Source organism: Pedobacter sp. B4-66, from assembly GCF_018492665.1.
In the GTDB taxonomy this organism is placed as follows: Bacteria; Bacteroidota; Bacteroidia; order Sphingobacteriales; family Sphingobacteriaceae; genus Pedobacter.
Genome location: NZ_JAFVME010000010.1, coordinates 337,759 through 355,031, shown reverse-complemented (window position 1 = coordinate 355,031; position 17,273 = coordinate 337,759). Strand labels below are relative to the sequence as shown.

Below are 17,273 nucleotides of genomic sequence, written 5' to 3'. Positions count from 1 at the left end.
TAATGCCATATTGCCTTTAATAACTATAAGTATGATTAAAGCGTCTGATTTTGGAGCCGATTTTTTATGGGGTGTAGCAGCGGCTGCGGCGCAAATTGAAGGTGCTGCAGACGGTTATGGTAAAGGCCCATCAATATGGGATACCTTCTCTAAAAGATCAGGCAAAATAAAAAGAGGACATCAGCCTACACAGACTTGCGATTTTTATCATAAGTACAAAGAGGATATTGCGCTTGTTAAAACACTTGGTTTCTCCGTTTTTAGGTTTTCAATCTCCTGGCCCAGAATCCTTCCTTACGGTAAAGGCGAAATAAATAAAGAAGGTATCTTATTTTATCACAATGTGATTGATGAGTGCCTCGTTAATGGCATAATCCCTTATGTAACTCTTTACCATTGGGATTTACCAGATGCATTGGAAGAAGAAGGAGGGTGGACCGCTTACAGCGTCAACGATTCCTTTAATAACTTTGTATCTATCTGCGCCAAGGAATATGGTGATAAGGTTAAGAACTGGATAGTTTTAAATGAACCTTTCGGGTTTACCTCGCTTGGCTACATGCTGGGCATACATGCCCCCGGAAAAACAGGTTTAACCAATTTCTTTTCAGCCGTTCATCATACCGCAATAGCACAAGCCGATGGCGGACGAATATTAAGGGCTGAAGTTCAGAATGCTAATCTTGGTACCAGCTTCTCTTGCTCAGAGGTTATGCCTTATACGCAAAGCGATGCCGATGTAACAGCCGCTAAAAGGATAGACTGTTTAATGAACAGGTTGTTTATTGAACCAACACTCGGAATGGGCTATCCAGGAGCGGATTGGGATTTGATGGAGAAGTTTTCTATTCAGCATTCTACCTGGCGACATACCGAACGCCTAACTTTTGACTTCGATTTTATTGGTTTGCAAAACTATTTCCCGCTAACTATAAAATACAATGCGTTTATTCCTGTTTTACAAGCATGGGAAGTAAAGGCAAAAAGCCGAAAGAAACCTCATACCGCAATGGGATGGGAAATAAACGCCGATAGTTTTTATAATATAATCAAACAATTTGCTTCCTATCCAGGTATTAAGAAGTTAATGATTACCGAAAATGGGGCAGCATATCATGATAAGCTTTCCGGTGGTCATGTTCACGATCCGGAACGGATAGCTTATTTTGAGCTTTATTTAGCTGCCTTGCTAAAGGCTAAAAATGAAGGGTTAAATATTTCAGGATACATGGCCTGGACATTGATGGATAATTTTGAATGGGCAGAGGGTTTCAATGCACGTTTTGGACTGGTTCATACAGATTTTAAAACTCAACACAGAACCATTAAAGATTCCGGTTATTGGTTTCAACAATTTTTAAAAACAACTTAACCAAGTGCTAGATGAGAGTTTGTGTTGCTCCAGATTGATCAAAGGTTGGATCCATGGTAAGTCCACCTTTTTTCAGGGAAAACATGGACTAGACATGGACTTACCATGGACTCAACATGGACTTACTACGAACTATTTTACGTATGAGCAAGTAAGCCATCCTGACCTAAAACCGTATTTATATACTCCGCTCTTGTGCTACTTTTAAGCGCTTCATATCCCGATTCAACTTTAGTGTCTTTTGGGAAGAGTGCTTGTAATTTACTTAGCACTTCCAATGGTTCTTTACTATCTTTTTTAATTATAAAAATATTGAAGGCTCTTGAAATTGCTTCAGCAATTTGTTCCTGGGTCATGTCTTTGTTTATTGCAGGTGCAGGTTTGGCCGAAATAATCTGTAGTGCTGCCTCATAATCCTTATTTGATAGGTCGGTTTTGCCTAGCTGTTCGTATATTAATCCTCGTTTTATTAAAATATCCGGATTGTTTGGCTGGTTTTTTAACCAATCAGAAGATAGGGGGATATTTTCATTAAACAGTTGCATGGAGTTATTGAAATTCCACAGGTTCAAGTATGCAATTTGATAAGTAGGATCAATTTTTATGGCCTGTTTCCAGAGGCTAGCTACTTTTAAAACTGAATCTTTAGATATGTTTCGGCTAATAAAATTCATCTGTATCTTAACTGCGCTATCATTAAGTACAACCGCTTTTTGGTCGAATCGCTGATCTCCTGTTTTTTCTGATTGATTGCAGGATACGAATGCACTGGTAAGAAATAAAGCTGCTAACAGGTAAGGTTTAATGGTTGTGTTCATGATTGGATATATTTGGCTTTGCTTTTAAAAGCTGAGCTAATATAGGAAATCACTAAATTATTACAGCTAGTTTTCTTGTCGGTTTGTCCAAAATAGTCCAATTTAGCTACTTTTCAGTATATTTATTGCCAAAGGAGATTAAGTGGATAAAATTATAGTATTAACAACTTTTTACAATCCAATTGAGGCCAATATTGTGAAAGCACGATTGTTGGATAGTGGTGTTCAATGTTTTTTATCTGATGAGAATTCAATCACATTAAATCCTTTGTATACTCAGGCTTATGGAGGGGTTAGGTTGCATGTTTTTGAAAAGGACATCCCTATGGCAAAATGCATTCTGCAAGACGAAAATGTTCAGTTACCACAGGAGGAAACTGAGCCAGGAGTTGAGGTTTGTCCTAACTGTGGTTCAAATCATGTAGGCTTTGTACAGGCTACTAAAAAGAGATTTGGCCTGCTAACAATGATAGTTTCCTTTGCACTGATGGTTTATCCTTTTCATGTTAAGAAAACTTATCATTGCTTTGATTGCGGACATGAGTTTTAGCTTCAATTAAAAGCCAATATCAATTAAACAACCGTCTTTTTTTCGCGTTCTACAGACAATACTCCGTTTCCTTCAATTAAAAAGCAAACTAAGCCGATTAGGACAACACATGATACCCAAAACTCAGCATATGGTCTAAATATGTCTGCTCTTAGGTTAACAAAGAAAACAGCCACGATAAGTATAGGTAAGTTGAGTGCACAAAATAAGCGCGTTTGCGAGCCTATTGCAATCAGTATTCCGCCGATGATGTGGAGCACAATAATGATGTGCGCCATTAGGCTAATTGATACTGCTACCCCTAGCATGGCGTCTTTCATCATGTTGGTAAAGGCTTGTAAATTTGATGCAAATGCAATGCCTTTCCAGATAAGTACAAGGCCTAAAAGAATCCTAAAATAGTCGAGCCATTTTGGGTGATGATGATTACCCCAGTTTTGAACTTTAGTGAGTACATTCATAATCTTAGTATTTAGTTAAATGAATTTACTAAAAAAATTAATCATTTCCACCTTTAATGCTGAAACAAAGACTTTACCATCAAACGGAGTTGAGTAAATGGTTTTAGCTAGTAGAATCATTACCTTAGTAGTACAAAACTGAACCAAATACAGAAAAGGCCTGAATCCTAATTCAGGCCTTTTCTGTATTTGGTATATTTTACTGAGATATCAGCAACGTAGTATTTCGGCTACTTAGTATTAAAATACTAAGTGTTTTTTGCTGCTGCTTCTCTACGAATGATATTCAATGCACCACCTGCTTTGAACCATTCGATTTGTTGTTCGTTATAACTGTGATTAACAGATATTTCTTCTTTAGTTCCATCAGCGTGGTTTAATACTAAAGTAAGCGGAACATCAGGAGTGAATGTTGTTAATCCAATGATATCGATAACATCACCTTCTAATATTTTATCGTAATCTTCTTTGTTAACAAAGGTTAAGCCAAGCATACCTTGTTTCTTAAGGTTTGTTTCGTGGATACGGGCAAATGATTTTACCAATACAGCACGTACACCTAAGTGACGAGGCTCCATAGCTGCATGCTCGCGGCTTGATCCTTCACCATAGTTTTCATCACCAACAACGATAGAACCTAAACCTGCAGCTTTATAATCTCTTTGGGTTGCCGGTACAGGACCATACTCACCAGTAAGTTCATTTTTAACTGAGTCAGTTTTCTCGTTAAAGTAGTTTACAGCACCGATTAACATGTTGTTCGAAATGTTATCTAAGTGACCGCGGAATTTTAACCATGGACCAGCCATTGAGATATGGTCAGTAGTACATTTTCCTTTTGCTTTAATTAACAACTTAAGGCCTTTAAGGTCTGTGCCTTCCCATGGGGTAAATGGATCAAGTAATTGTAACCTGTGTGAGGTTGGAGAAACAAGTACTTCTACTTTACTTCCGTCTTCAGCTGGTTTCTGATAACCTGCATCCTCAACTGCAAAACCTTGAGTAGGTAATTCAAATCCAGTTGGAGCATCAAGTTTTACTTGTTCGCCTTTATCGTTAGTTAAAGTATCTGTTAATGGGTTAAAGCTTAAATCACCTGCGATAGCTAATGCTGTTACTAATTCCGGAGAACCAACAAAAGCAAAAGTATTAGGGTTACCGTCAGCACGTTTTGCGAAGTTGCGGTTAAACGAGTGTACGATAGTGTTTTTCTCTTGCTTTTCAGCACCAACTCTGTCCCACATACCAATACATGGTCCACAAGCGTTTGTAAATACTTTAGCTCCGATGCTTTTGAATACGTCTAAGAATCCATCACGTTGAATCGTGTAACGGATTTGCTCAGAACCAGGATTGATACAGTATTCAGATTTAGCAGTTAAACCTTTTTCTGACACTTGTTTTGCAATACTGATTGCACGAGAAATATCTTCGTACGATGAGTTGGTACATGAACCGATCAATCCTACATCGATTTTCATTGGCCATCCGTTAGCAGCAGCAACTTCTTTCATTTTAGAGATAGGAGTTGCTAAATCTGGAGTGAATGGACCATTCAAATAAGGCTCAAGTTCAGATAAGTTAATTTCGATGATTTGATCGAAGTATTTTTCAGGCTCTGCATATACTTCAGCATCGCCGGTTAAGTGTTCTTTAATTGCATTTGCAGCATCGGCAACTTCAGCTCTGTCGGTAGCACGTAAGTAACGCTCCATGCTCTCGTCGTAACCAAATGTTGAAGTAGTTGCACCAATTTCAGCACCCATATTACAAATGGTTCCTTTACCAGTACAGCTCATGCTTGTTGCGCCTTCGCCGAAATATTCAACAATTGCACCTGTTCCACCTTTTACGGTAAGAATGCCTGCAACTTTAAGAATAACATCTTTTGCAGATACCCATCCACTTAATTTTCCGGTAAGTTTAATACCAATTAGTTTAGGGAATTTTAGTTCCCATGGTAATCCTGCCATTACATCGCAAGCATCAGCACCACCAACACCTATTGCAACCATACCTAAACCACCTGCGTTTACAGTGTGAGAGTCGGTACCTATCATCATTCCACCTGGGAAAGCATAGTTTTCTAAAACAACCTGGTGAATAATACCTGCACCTGGTTTCCAGAAACCAATACCATATTTGTTAGAAACTGAAGCTAAAAAGTCAAATACTTCCTTGCTTTCAGTGTTTGCAGCTGGTAAGTCAATTTCAGCACCATTCTTTGCCGTGATCAAGTGATCGCAATGAACGGTAGAAGGAACAGCAACCCTTGGTCTGCCTGCCTGCATAAATTGCAATAAAGCCATTTGTGCAGTAGCATCTTGCATGGCCACACGGTCAGGAGCAAAGTCTACGTAATCAGTACCTCTTGTGTAAGCGGTATTTGTATTTCCATCCCAAAGGTGGGTGTAAAGAATTTTTTCTGAGAGTGTTAAAGGTCTGCCTACTAATTTACGAGCCGCCTCAACGCGGGGGCCAAAGTTTGCATACACCTTTTTGATCATTTCTATATCAAAAGCCATTGATAATATGTGTTAAAAGGGTAAGTTATTCTTATTATTTGTAGCGAATTTACAAAAAAAAATAGGGGTAGGACATCATCTGCTTATCATTATATTATTTATACCTATTCTAAATAATGTTGGCTGATTATTCGTTTAAATCTTTACAAAATAGAGGCGGTCATTTTTGAACAGTGTTGTTCGTTTTTGAACACCTTTGTGTTTTGTGTTTGCTATAATGTGTTGTTTTTTAGTGTGTTGTGGTGGATTTGCGTTTTGGCCTAAGCTTAGCTGTTCCGATCATGAAAAATTAAAGAGAATCGAAACGATAACCAAGATCAGAAAAATGTTTCAACACTCTGGGTAATGCATATTTCATTCGGTCGTAGGCTTTCAGACTGTCATGAAAAACTACAATTGATCCGTTGGCAGTATGTTTTATCACATTGTTGTAGCACTTGTGAGGGGCAAGGTTGATGTCAAAATCACCGCTTAGTACATCCCACATGATGATCTGGGTTTCAGGGTTTAGTGCTCTGATGCTGGTGACCTGAGATTTTTTAATTCTGCCGTAAGGCGGACGAAATAAATTTGTGTTAGTTATTTCCTGACACTTTTGGAAGTTTTTGGTGTATATTTCATCCGGCGTTTTCCATCCTTTTAAATGGTTAAAAGTATGGTTGCCGATGCGGTGGCCGTCGTTCTTTATCTTCTCAAAAATATCAGGATGTTTGTGAATATTATCTCCGATGCAAAAGAATGTTGCTTTTGCATTAAAGCTTTTTAAAGTTTTTAATGCAAAGTCTGTAACATCTGGTATAGGTCCATCGTCAAAGGTTAAATAAATAACTTTTTGATCCCGGCTCTTGTGCCAGGTTAATGATGGGTAATACCATTTTAATAAAAGCGGGGATTTTATCAGGTACATGCCCAAACTTAGAGAAAATTTTAATTTTATTGGCTTCTTTTAAGTCAAATAGAAGAAAAATGGAGGATGAGAAAATAAGGTTGTTGTACCCGAAAATTTACAAAATGAATAAGTTGTTTATATTAATATTGTGAAACCGTTTGAGAATGCTCAATTAGTTTCACAACTAAAAAGAGAATCGAATCTCAGTGAAAATTAAATTATGAAAAAAATTATCCCTTATAGTACATTACCTAAAGTTACATTGGCACTATCCTTTATGTTTATTACGGGTTTTGTGCAAAAAACTAACGCTCAGGAAATCATTACGATACAACAAGCAATAGATGAAACTTTACATAATAACCTTCAGGTTAAACAATCTCAATTAAGCGAAAGTTTGTCTGATGAGAATTTTAAGCAATCAAAAAATGCTCTTTTACCAACGTTAAATAGTAATGGGAGCTATAATATAAATTACGGACGAAGTGTCGATCCTTCAACAAATCAGTTCAACAGTCAGCAGTTTTCTTCTTTTAATGGAGGGGTGTCAACCAGTATTAATGTTTTTCAAGGGTTTCAAAAGTTAAATCAAATAAAACAAAACAAAATTTTATTGGATGCTGATAAAACCAATACCGCTAAAGTTAAGAATGACTTGATTTTAAAGGTGATTACCTCTTATTTAGACATTCTATACAATAAGGATTTTTTGGTAGCTGCAAAACAACAGTTGTCGGTTGCTCAACAGCAGCTTAAGCAACAGCAAGAGCTTTTGGATGTAGGTAATAAGACCCTTGCTGATCTTGCTGAGGCTAAGGCGCAGGTCGCTACCGCTGATCTTGATGTGGTTACTGCTGAAAATTCTTTGTCAATTTCTTACCTTACGTTGGCTCAGTTAATGGATATTCCTTCGGCGACAAAGTATGATGTTAAGGCTCCTCTATTGGAAAGTTTTAGCAAGCCATTAACTAGTGTTAATCCCGATGAAGTATATAGCTCGGCACTAAGTGTTTTTCCTGATATTAAATTGGCGGCTTTAAAAACTGAAGCTTCCAAAAGAGGAATGGACATAGCAAAAGGTAATTATTACCCGAGTTTATCATTTGGAGCCGGATTGAGTACTAATTATTCAAGCGGTAGAAAATCAATAGTTGGTGTTATACCTAAGGAAGACAAAGTGATTGGAGTAGTAGAGGGCACTACAACAAGAGTAGTAGCTCCAGACTTTACTACCCTTACAGAAAATTACAAATTTAAGAATCAGATTCAAGATAACTTTGGTCAGTATGTTGGGTTGAGCTTACAGATTCCGATTTTTAATGGTTTCTCTGCAAGATCAACAGTAAGAAAAGCGAAAATAGCTTATATGCAGAATCAGACTGAAGAACAGTTGGTTAAGAATAATTTGAATAAAATTATTTATCAGGCCGTTGCTGATTTGAAAGCTGCAAGTGGTACGTTCGAATCGACAACCAATACTTTTACTGCCAGAAAAGAGGCATTTTCAGTAATAGAGCAACGCTATAATGTTGGTTTAGTTAACTCTTTAGATTACAACACCTCATTAACAAATAAGAATAAAGCAGAAATAGATATGATTAGGGCTAAGTATGATTTACTTTTCAAAGCAAAAGTTATTGATTATTACTTAGGTCAGCAAATAGTTTTCTAGAAGCAGCATCATAAATTCGCACGATTTACTGAGTCTGGACCATAAATAATGAAAAATAAATAAATTGAAATGAAACTAAAACCGATACTAATTGTAATAGGCGTAATCATTGTCCTGCTGGCTGGAGCAAAATTTACCGGCTTAATAGGAGGTGATAAGACCGAGAAGGTGACGATTGAAAAGGCTGCTGATAGGAAAGTTATTGAAACTGTTACTGCCAGTGGTAAGGTACAGCCTGAAACCGAAGTGAAACTAAGCTCTGAAGTGTCGGGTGAGGTTACTGAGCTTTTGGTTAAAGAAGGCGATGTGGTTAAAAAAGGCCAATTGTTGATCAAAGTTAGACCAGATGTACTTCAATCTGGATTTGAAAGAGCTGTTGCTTCAAACAACACTCAAAAAGCTCAGGTTGTGGCTGCAGAGCAACAATTGAAACAAGCGAATGCGAACTTTGATAATACTGAGGCTTCTTATAAAAGAAGTCAGGAGCTCTATACCAGAAAAGTGATCTCGGCCTCGGAATTTGATGCTGCTAAAGCACAATATTTCTCTGCCTTAGCTGATATTGCAAGATTGAAAGCTATGGTTACTGGTGCTAAATATAGTTTAGCTGAAGGTGGTGCTAATGTTAAAGAAGCAGGCGCAAATCTTGCTAAAGCGACTATCTATGCCCCTGTTGATGGGGTAATCTCTAAATTATCTGTTGAATTGGGAGATCGTATTCTTGGTACAGCTCAAATGGCCGGTACTGAGATTATGCGTATTTCTAATTTGTCATCAATGGAAGTAAACGTTGATGTGAATGAGAATGATATTAATAGGGTTAATGTTGGAGATAGCTCGATTATAGAGGTAGATGCATTTGGAGATACTAAATTTAAAGGTATTGTAACTGAAATAGCAAGCTCATCTAAAGATGTTGGTGCTGCAACAAGTTCTGTTGATCAGGTAACAAATTTTAATGTTAAGGTTCGCATTCTGGCCGAATCGTACAGTAATATTAAAACTGGAGCCAAAGATCTTCCTTCTCCATTCAGACCAGGTATGTCGGCAACTGTTGATATCGAAAGTGAGTCGGTAAAGGGCTTGGCTATTCCAATTCAATCTGTATTCACAGAAGATAAGACTAAATCTGATAAGCCTGCTGACAATGATGAAAATGCAGATAAGCAGAAATCTAAACTTTCTGATAAAACCGTTAAACAATATGTTTATGTGTTTAATAATGGCACAGTAAAACGTACTGAGGTTACTACAGGGATTCAAAATGATCAATATATCATTATCAAATCTGGACTTAAAGCGAATCAGGAAGTGGTAACAGGTCCATACTCTGCAATTCAAAACAGATTAAAGGATGGTATGAAAGTAGAAAAAACCACTAAGGATCAATTGTTTGCCGCTCCTAAATAGAAAGTAAGCAATATCAGTCATTTAAAATAAGTAAATTGCCCCCGGTTTAAAACAATAAGCCGGGGCTTTTTATTTATAAATTATGATACCTAAAGTTGCAATGATTGGTGGCGGTAGTTGGGCTACTGCAATCATAAAAATGCTTTCAGATAATTTCACTGCAAAGGAAATTTATTGGTGGATGAGGAATCAGGATTCAATAGTTCACTTACAGAAATATAAGCATAATCCAAATTATCTGAGTTCTGTTGAAATCAGGATTCCTGAAGATAATATCTCAGATAATATTGCGGATATTATTGAAAAGGCCGAATACATCATTTTAAATGTGCCTGCAGCTTTTTTAAAAGCAACTTTAGATGGGATAACCCCTGAGCAATTAAAGGACAAAAAGATCATTTCTGCCATTAAGGGGATAGTGCCTGATGAGAATCTAATTATTGGCGAATTCCTAAATCAGAAATATAATGTCTCCTATGAGGATATCGTAGTAATAAGCGGACCTTGTCACGCTGAAGAGGTGGCTTTAGAGAAATTGTCTTATCTAACAATAGCCTCTACTAATCTGGATCTTGCAGTAACTTTTGCAAGACTTTTAAGCACAAGATATATTAAAACTAATATCTCAGATGATATTTTTGGTACTGAGTATGCTGCTGTTCTGAAAAATATTTATGCTGTAGCCAGCGGAATCTGCCATGGTATAGGCTATGGGGATAATTTTCAGGCTGTTTTAATATCGAATGCGATTAGAGAGATTAAGAGATTTGTAGATGCTGTTCATCCTATTTCGAGAGATATTAAAGAATCAGCCTATCTAGGAGATCTGCTGGTAACGGCGTATTCTCAATTTAGTCGTAACCGTACCTTTGGAAATATGATAGGCAAAGGGTATACCGTGAAATCTGCACAATTAGAGATGAATATGGTTGCTGAGGGTTATTATGCGGTAAATTCTATGCACCATGTAAATAAAAAGTATAAGGTTGATATGCCTATTTGCAGGGCAGTTTATGCTATTTTGTACGAAAAGCATTCTCCTCATATTGAAATGCGTTTGCTTACTGAGCAGTTGAACTAGAAAAACAAATTGTGGCTGTAGTTGTTTTTATAGAAACATGTAATTATGAAAACAAAATTTGCAACAGGCTTATTAGCACTCGCTCTATGTGCAGCAGTTTCTTTTAGTAGTAACGCACAAGATAAGAAGAAGGAATCGGTGCTTGATAAAACAGGCAAAGCCATTGGTAAAACAGCGACTAAAGTTGGTAATAAAACTGCAGAGGTTGCTGTAAAGGGTAGTTCTAAAGTGGTTGATAAGGTTTATAAAGGAAAAATGGCTCCGGATGGAACAGATGTATATATTGACGGTAAAAACAAAAAATACTATATCAATAAAAAAGGGGCTAAGATTTATCTTAAAGCTTCTCAGATTAAAGAAAGACCTGTAAAACCATAAGAAAAGATATTAAAGCAATAAAAATGCCCTTCAGAATTTCTGAAGGGCATTTTTATATTAAGAAGATCTGTAAATTAAGATCTGCGTTTTCTGTCGTTTCCGCCTTCGCGTCTTCCACTTCCACCTGCACCTCTATCCTCACGGCTTCTTCCAGAGAAATCTCTGAAACCACCACCGCTGTTTCCACCTTCACGTCTTCCGCCGCCGCTACCACCGTAGCTTCTTCTCTCTCCGCCTTCGCGTCTTCCACCACCGTAGCTTCCGCCTTCGCGTCTACCACCGCCTGAACCACCACGACTACGACCACCGCCATCACTGTCAGCAGTTTTTTCGATTCTTACACCACGGTTGTTAAATTCAACTCCTTTAAAGTTGCTGAATAATGACTCAACAGTTGCATCTTCAACCTCAAAGAATGAATAAACACCTTTTAAGTCGATTTTACCAATGCTTTTACCGCTGATTTTACCGTTGTTACATACAAAAGATAATAAATCACCTCTTGTGAAATCATCAACAGAACCCAAGTTTATGAATAAACGGGTGTAACCATCGCTACCTCTGTGACTTCTTTCTCCACGTTCACCACGCTCACCTCTGTCATCAGCAGATGAATTAAGATCAGGTGCATTTTTGTAATATTCTAAAAAGCGGTTAAACTCTAAAGATGCAAAACGTTTAATTACCTCATCTTTACTTAGTTCAGCAAACTCATCCATAATACGAGGCATGTACTGCTCGATTTGGTTTTCGTTTACTTCAACATTGTGAACTTTGTGTACTAAAGCAAATAATTGTTTTTCGCAAACATCAAAACCTGTAGGAAGTTCAGCTTTAGTAAACTGTTTACCAATGATTCTTTCAATTTGACGGATTTTACCAATTTCTTTAGAGTTAACGATACAGATAGAAACACCTGTTTTACCAGCACGACCGGTACGGCCACTACGGTGAGTGTAACTTTCAATTTCGTCAGGTAAAGAGTAATTGATTACGTGAGTAACGTTATTTACATCGATACCACGGGCAGCAACGTCAGTAGCAATAAGCAACTGCATGTTACGATCGCGGAAACGTTGCATAACCTTGTCACGTTGTTGCTGAGAAAGATCTCCGTGCAATGCATCAGCATTGTAGCCATCTTTAATTAAGTGTTCAGCAACGTCTTGAGTATCCAATTTGGTTTTACAGAATACTACTGCAAAAATTTCTGGATTAAAATCAACAATACGTTTTAAAGCAGCGTATTTATCTCTTGCACGAACAATATAGTATTCGTGTTCAATGTTTACGTTACCTGTGTTTTTTGTTCCCATGGTTAGCTCAACTGGCTGATCCATGTAGTTTTTAGCTATTCTTCTAACCTCTGGAGGCATAGTTGCAGAGAATAACCATGTTTTTTTGTCGTCAGGAGTTGTTGACAATATGTCGTTGATGTCTTCCTGGAAGCCCATGTTTAACATTTCATCAGCCTCATCTAAAACTACAAATTTCACATTACTGAAATCTATAGCCTTACGGCCAATAATGTCCAACATACGGCCGGGTGTAGCCACTACAATTTGTACACCGTTTCTAATTTCACGCAACTGTTGCATAATGTTTGCGCCACCGTAAACGGCAACTACATTAGCTCCAGAGATGTTTTTTGAGAAATTCTTGATGTCGCTGGTAATCTGCAGGCAAAGCTCTCTGGTAGGGCATAAAATCAATGCCTGAGGCTTATTGCTTTTAAAGTCTATCAATTCTAACAGCGGCAAACCAAATGCGGCTGTTTTTCCTGTTCCTGTTTGGGCCAAACCAACAAAATCGTTATTGCCCTCTAACAGCACAGGAATACTTTGTTCCTGAATAGGTGTTGGATTTTCGAAACCTAAATCCTTTACAGCATTAACAACGTCATCACTTATCCCCAATTTACTAAATGGGTTTATCATGTATATTATTTATTAAGCCGCAAAGGTAAGTTTAATATTTGGTATTTTACGGATACGTAACTAAATAAAAATGAGCTAATTAATTATCTTAGTCTATCTGCGGACCTTAATAATTGCTCATCTTTACGGATTCCGCGGATCGCAAGTGCGCAAAATAAGATGCTTAAGATAGGTAAAAATGCTGCTATACCGTAAGTTGCACCTTCAATTCCACCAGGGATTTTTTGAGCATAATTAAAGCCCCAAAATGACAGAGCTATGGTTAATATGATGGTTACACTAGCTAAACGTTTTTGTATAGTTCGGTTTTTAAAGCTAAATAATGTAACAATGCAAAGCACAGCAATTGCAATATTTGAAATAAACAGTGGTAAAAACGGTTCTACTTTTTGGCCTGTTCCGCTATCTCCAGAAATTGTCTGATGAAGACCATTTGTATAAATACTAAATTCACTTCCATTAACATTTTTAGTTAAGAAAGGCAAAAATAACATGCAAGTAAGTGTTAGGGCAGCTAATAAAAGCCATATAGATTGCACTCTTTGTATCATATCAATTCCATAATTTTAGCAAAGATATTAAAAGCGAAACACTAAGCAATCTAAAAACAGATTTAGAATATTAGATTTGTAACAGTGAACACGCAACGTTATTTTATCGAATTATCGTATAATGGTACGGATTACCATGGTTGGCAAGTACAGCCTAATGCCATTACTGTGCAGGAATGCCTTGATAAGGCACTGTCTACATATTTTAGACAGTCTATTATTACACTTGGCTGCGGTCGGACAGATGCCGGTGTGCACGCAACTCAATTTTATGCACACTTTGATATTGTACAAGAAAGTGAAACGAATGAACTTAAACCTTTAAATTTTGGCCGTTCTGTAACAGGTATAAACTCTCTATTGCCTTATCAAATATCAGTAAAACGTATTTTTGAAGTTGAAAATACGGCTCATGCTCGCTTTGGAGCAACAGAAAGAGCTTATCATTATCATATACATTTTCATAAAGATCCGTTTAAGCTTGATCGGTCGTGGCTTTATAAAGGAGATCTTGATGTTGCAGCAATGAACGAGGCTGCCGAAATCTTACTTAAGCATACCGATTTCTCTTGTTTCAGCAAATCGAATACTCAAACGTTTACTAACAATTGTAAAATTACAGAAGCCCATTTTCAAGTAAAAGATGAATCTTTATTGTTTACTATAAGGGCAGATCGATTTTTAAGAAATATGGTTCGTGCAATTGTTGGTACCTTGGTGCGAATTGGTAAAAAGGAAATTAACCTGGAGCAGTTTAAAGAAATAATTGAAAGTAAAAATAGAAGTAATGCCGGACAATCAGTACCTGCATGCGGTTTATATCTTGTGAGCGTAGTCTATCCCTTTGTAAAATAAAATATGTCTAAAATAACCGGTGATGTAATTAATGTAGGCTTGTTGAAAAGGGTTTTTCAATACGTAAAACCATACCAGCGCATTTTTATTATTTCTGTAATACTTACGATACTGCTTGCTGTTTTGGCTCCTTTAAGACCGATTCTTATCGGGTACACACTAGATCATCATATTATTACCGGGGATTATAGCGGATTATTGAATATGACCATACTTATGGTTATCCTGCTTGTTGTACAAACAGGAGTGCAGTATAGCCATACTTTGCTTACAAATACTTTGGGGCAGTCGGCGATCCGTGATCTTAGGATCAATGTGTTTAACCACATCACCAAATTAAGACTTAAATATTTTGACAATACACCGATAGGCCAATTGATTACCCGTACGGTTTCAGATCTTGAAACCATTGCAGAGATTTTTTCTGAGGGTTTAATTGTAATTATTGGTGATATTTTAATGGTGATTGTAATTATCGGAGTGATGATATATCAGGACTGGGCTTTATCACTTGTGGTGTTATTACCTATGCCTTTACTTATTATTGCTACTTCGATTTTCCAGAAAGCAATTAAATCAGCTTTTCAGGAAATCAGAACCGAAGTGTCTAATTTAAATACGTACTTACAAGAGCATATTACAGGGGTTTCAATTATCCAGTATTTTGCCAGAGAAAAGCAAGAGTACAATAAGTTTTTAAAAATTAATGGTCGCTATCGCGATGCTAACATCCGCTCTAACTGGTATTATTCTATATTTTTTCCAGTTGTAGAGATCATCTCTGCAATGTCGCTTGGTTTATTGGTTTGGTATGGTGCCAGAACAATCCTTAGTAATCCTGATATTAAACCAGGAATTATTACGGAGTTTATTATGTACATCGGTATGCTTTTCAGACCAATTAGAGAGCTTGCTGATAAATTTAATACGCTCCAAATGGGTATGGTTGGTGCCGAACGCGTATTTAAGGTTTTAGATACCGATGAGGTTACAGAGAACAAGGGTACGTATGCTCCGGAAGTGATGAAAGGTAATATTTCGTTTGATAAGGTTTGGTTTGCATATAATGATGAGAACTATGTGTTGAAAGATATATCCTTTGAAGTTGAAGCCGGTAAAACCATTGCGCTTGTTGGAGCGACCGGTGCTGGGAAATCATCAACAATAAACATCTTAAACCGCTTTTATGAAATTCAAAAGGGGGAGATTAAGGTTGATGGAAAAAGGATACAAGATTACGAATTAGGCTATTTGAGGAATCAAATCGCGACCGTATTGCAGGATGTTTTCCTCTTCTCGGATACCATCTTTAACAACATAACGCTTAATAATGATTCGATCACTATGGAAGAGGTGGTTGATGCAGCAAAAAAAGTAGGCGCTCATGATTTTATAGAGCGATTGCCGGGTGGATATCAATATAATGTAATGGAGCGTGGGGCAACATTGTCGGCAGGGCAGGCTCAGCTGATTTCTTTTATCAGAGCATTGGTTTATAATCCTGCAATTTTGGTATTGGATGAGGCTACTTCATCTGTTGATACTGAAACTGAAATGCTTATTCAGCGTGCCATAGAGAATTTAATGAAAGGCCGTACTTCTATTGTGATTGCCCACCGATTATCAACAATACAGAAAGCAGATAAGATTCTTGTATTGGAAAAAGGTGAGATCAAAGAAATGGGAACACATCAGCAATTGCTTAAGCTTGATGGTTATTATAAGAAACTGTACGATTTGCAGTTTAACTCAACTGGTATTTCTACCTCAGTTTAAAGGGAAAAAAATCATGATTCTTCTCATCCTCAGATTTTTGAAGGGAAAAATCTGCATGTCTTCGAAGAACACGGTTTTTTTGGTAAAATAGTTATGCATAATGGCTAAATGCAAGGTTGAAGGCAATGCATCCCCATTTTAAATTGTCACGTAAAATAGACGGTGGGTTTTACTTTAAAATCAGTTTCTCAGAAAAGGCCTAGGAAGTTTTGTCCCTTTTTCAGGGACAAAAGATTCCAGACTTTGAAGAGAATACTTATTTTAACCTTTTTGAAACGCCTGATTCAGCGCGCCTAAAAATGTTTCCGGTGATTGTGCTCCCGAAACAGCAAGCTTTTGATTGAATATGAAAAAAGGAACACCTTTAATTCCGATAGTTTGTGCAGCATTTTCATCATATCTTACCTCGTCAGTAAAATCAGTACTGCTCAGCATGGTTTGAACCGAAAGTTTGTCAATGCCAATTTTAACACCGATTTCAACTAGTGATTGATGATCGCTGATGTTAACACCATCTGTGAAATGAGCTTTAAATAATTGCTCTTCAGCTTCATCACCCAATCCCATCGATTTTGCCAATTGGATTAATCTATGTGCATCAAAAGAATTTGCTACTACGGAGATATCAAAATTGAAATCTAACCCAACAGCTGCTGCAGTTTCCTTTACCTGCTCATGAGTTTCTATAGCCCATTCCTTCGATCTGCCATATTTGTCAGCCAAGTATTCATAGGCGCTGATTTCAGGAGTGGTTTCAGCATTTGGATCAAGCTCATAGCTATGCCATTCAACTTCAATTTTATCCTTATGCTCAAACTGCTCAAGAGCAGCCTCAAATTTTCTTTTCCCTATATAACAGAACGGGCAACGCACGTCCGACCAGATATCTACTTTCATAGGTGCAAATTTATAGATATGGATTTGTTTATAGCTTTATGTTGTTAATTATGAGTTTTGTGTGATGAATTCATTAATTAGAGTCGTTATAAATAAGCCTA

The 17,273-nt window shown here is 37.2% G+C and carries 15 protein-coding genes; 8 read left to right on the top strand and 7 right to left on the bottom strand.

The features are described from left to right. Positions 1–31 precede the first annotated feature (31 nt). Positions 32–1,372, top strand: coding sequence for a GH1 family beta-glucosidase (locus J1905_RS18465; protein WP_214228731.1), 1,341 nt, complete (start codon positions 32–34; stop codon positions 1,370–1,372). A 137-nt stretch (positions 1,373–1,509) separates the two neighbouring features. Here J1905_RS18465 and J1905_RS18460 read toward each other — a convergent pair whose 3' ends face one another. Then, positions 1,510–2,190 (bottom strand): tetratricopeptide repeat protein, encoded by a 681-nt coding sequence (locus J1905_RS18460; RefSeq protein ID WP_214228730.1) that lies wholly within the window; start codon positions 2,188–2,190, stop codon positions 1,510–1,512. A gap of 142 nt (positions 2,191–2,332) precedes the next feature. On the opposite strand from J1905_RS18460, the gene J1905_RS18455 reads away from it, so the two are divergent. Then, positions 2,333–2,740 carry a putative signal transducing protein gene (locus J1905_RS18455; protein WP_214228729.1) on the top strand — a complete coding sequence of 136 codons (408 nt, stop codon included), beginning with the start codon at positions 2,333–2,335 and terminating at the stop codon, positions 2,738–2,740. A gap of 23 nt (positions 2,741–2,763) precedes the next feature. Here the strand turns inward: J1905_RS18455 and J1905_RS18450 are convergent, their stop codons facing one another. From J1905_RS18450 to J1905_RS18440, 3 genes are all read right to left on the bottom strand, one after another. Further along, positions 2,764–3,201, bottom strand: a complete 438-nt coding sequence (locus J1905_RS18450; RefSeq protein ID WP_214228728.1) for a DoxX family membrane protein — start codon at positions 3,199–3,201, stop codon at positions 2,764–2,766. Between the two features lie 248 nt (positions 3,202–3,449). Then, the gene (locus J1905_RS18445; protein WP_214228727.1) at positions 3,450–5,726 is read right to left on the bottom strand and encodes an aconitate hydratase; all 2,277 of its coding nucleotides are present in this window, start codon (positions 5,724–5,726) and stop codon (positions 3,450–3,452) included. Between the two features lie 289 nt (positions 5,727–6,015). Continuing rightward, positions 6,016–6,633 (bottom strand): polysaccharide deacetylase family protein, encoded by a 618-nt coding sequence (locus tag J1905_RS18440; protein ID WP_214228726.1) that lies wholly within the window; start codon positions 6,631–6,633, stop codon positions 6,016–6,018. 202 nt (positions 6,634–6,835) lie between these two features. Here J1905_RS18440 and J1905_RS18435 point away from each other — a divergent pair, with 202 nt between their 5' ends. From J1905_RS18435 to J1905_RS18420, 4 genes are all read left to right on the top strand, one after another. Beyond that, positions 6,836–8,287 (top strand): TolC family protein, encoded by a 1,452-nt coding sequence (locus J1905_RS18435; RefSeq protein WP_214228725.1) that lies wholly within the window; start codon positions 6,836–6,838, stop codon positions 8,285–8,287. A gap of 69 nt (positions 8,288–8,356) precedes the next feature. Beyond that, positions 8,357–9,697, top strand: a complete 1,341-nt coding sequence (locus J1905_RS18430) for an efflux RND transporter periplasmic adaptor subunit (protein WP_214228724.1) — start codon at positions 8,357–8,359, stop codon at positions 9,695–9,697. 82 nt (positions 9,698–9,779) lie between these two features. Continuing rightward, positions 9,780–10,778 (top strand): NAD(P)H-dependent glycerol-3-phosphate dehydrogenase, encoded by a 999-nt coding sequence (locus tag J1905_RS18425; RefSeq protein WP_214228723.1) that lies wholly within the window; start codon positions 9,780–9,782, stop codon positions 10,776–10,778. Between the two features lie 45 nt (positions 10,779–10,823). Continuing rightward, positions 10,824–11,156, top strand: a complete 333-nt coding sequence (locus J1905_RS18420) for a hypothetical protein (protein ID WP_173091067.1) — start codon at positions 10,824–10,826, stop codon at positions 11,154–11,156. Between the two features lie 74 nt (positions 11,157–11,230). Here J1905_RS18420 and J1905_RS18415 read toward each other — a convergent pair whose 3' ends face one another. Further along, entirely contained in the window at positions 11,231–13,093 is a 1,863-nt protein-coding gene (locus J1905_RS18415) for a DEAD/DEAH box helicase (protein ID WP_214228722.1), read from the bottom strand. 83 nt (positions 13,094–13,176) lie between these two features. Then, positions 13,177–13,644, bottom strand: a complete 468-nt coding sequence (locus J1905_RS18410) for a DUF4293 domain-containing protein (RefSeq protein WP_214228721.1) — start codon at positions 13,642–13,644, stop codon at positions 13,177–13,179. Between the two features lie 84 nt (positions 13,645–13,728). Between J1905_RS18410 and truA the strand changes: the two genes are divergently transcribed. Both truA and J1905_RS18400 read left to right on the top strand, forming a co-directional pair. Further along, positions 13,729–14,499 (top strand): tRNA pseudouridine(38-40) synthase TruA, encoded by a 771-nt coding sequence (gene truA / locus J1905_RS18405; RefSeq protein ID WP_214228720.1) that lies wholly within the window; start codon positions 13,729–13,731, stop codon positions 14,497–14,499. 3 nt (positions 14,500–14,502) lie between these two features. Next, on the top strand, positions 14,503–16,275 hold the full coding sequence (locus J1905_RS18400) for an ABC transporter ATP-binding protein (protein WP_214228719.1): 1,773 nt from the start codon (positions 14,503–14,505) through the stop codon (positions 16,273–16,275). A gap of 261 nt (positions 16,276–16,536) precedes the next feature. On the opposite strand, the gene J1905_RS18395 is transcribed toward J1905_RS18400, so the two are convergent. Further along, on the bottom strand, positions 16,537–17,172 hold the full coding sequence (locus J1905_RS18395) for a DsbA family oxidoreductase (protein ID WP_214228718.1): 636 nt from the start codon (positions 17,170–17,172) through the stop codon (positions 16,537–16,539). Positions 17,173–17,273 lie beyond the last annotated feature (101 nt).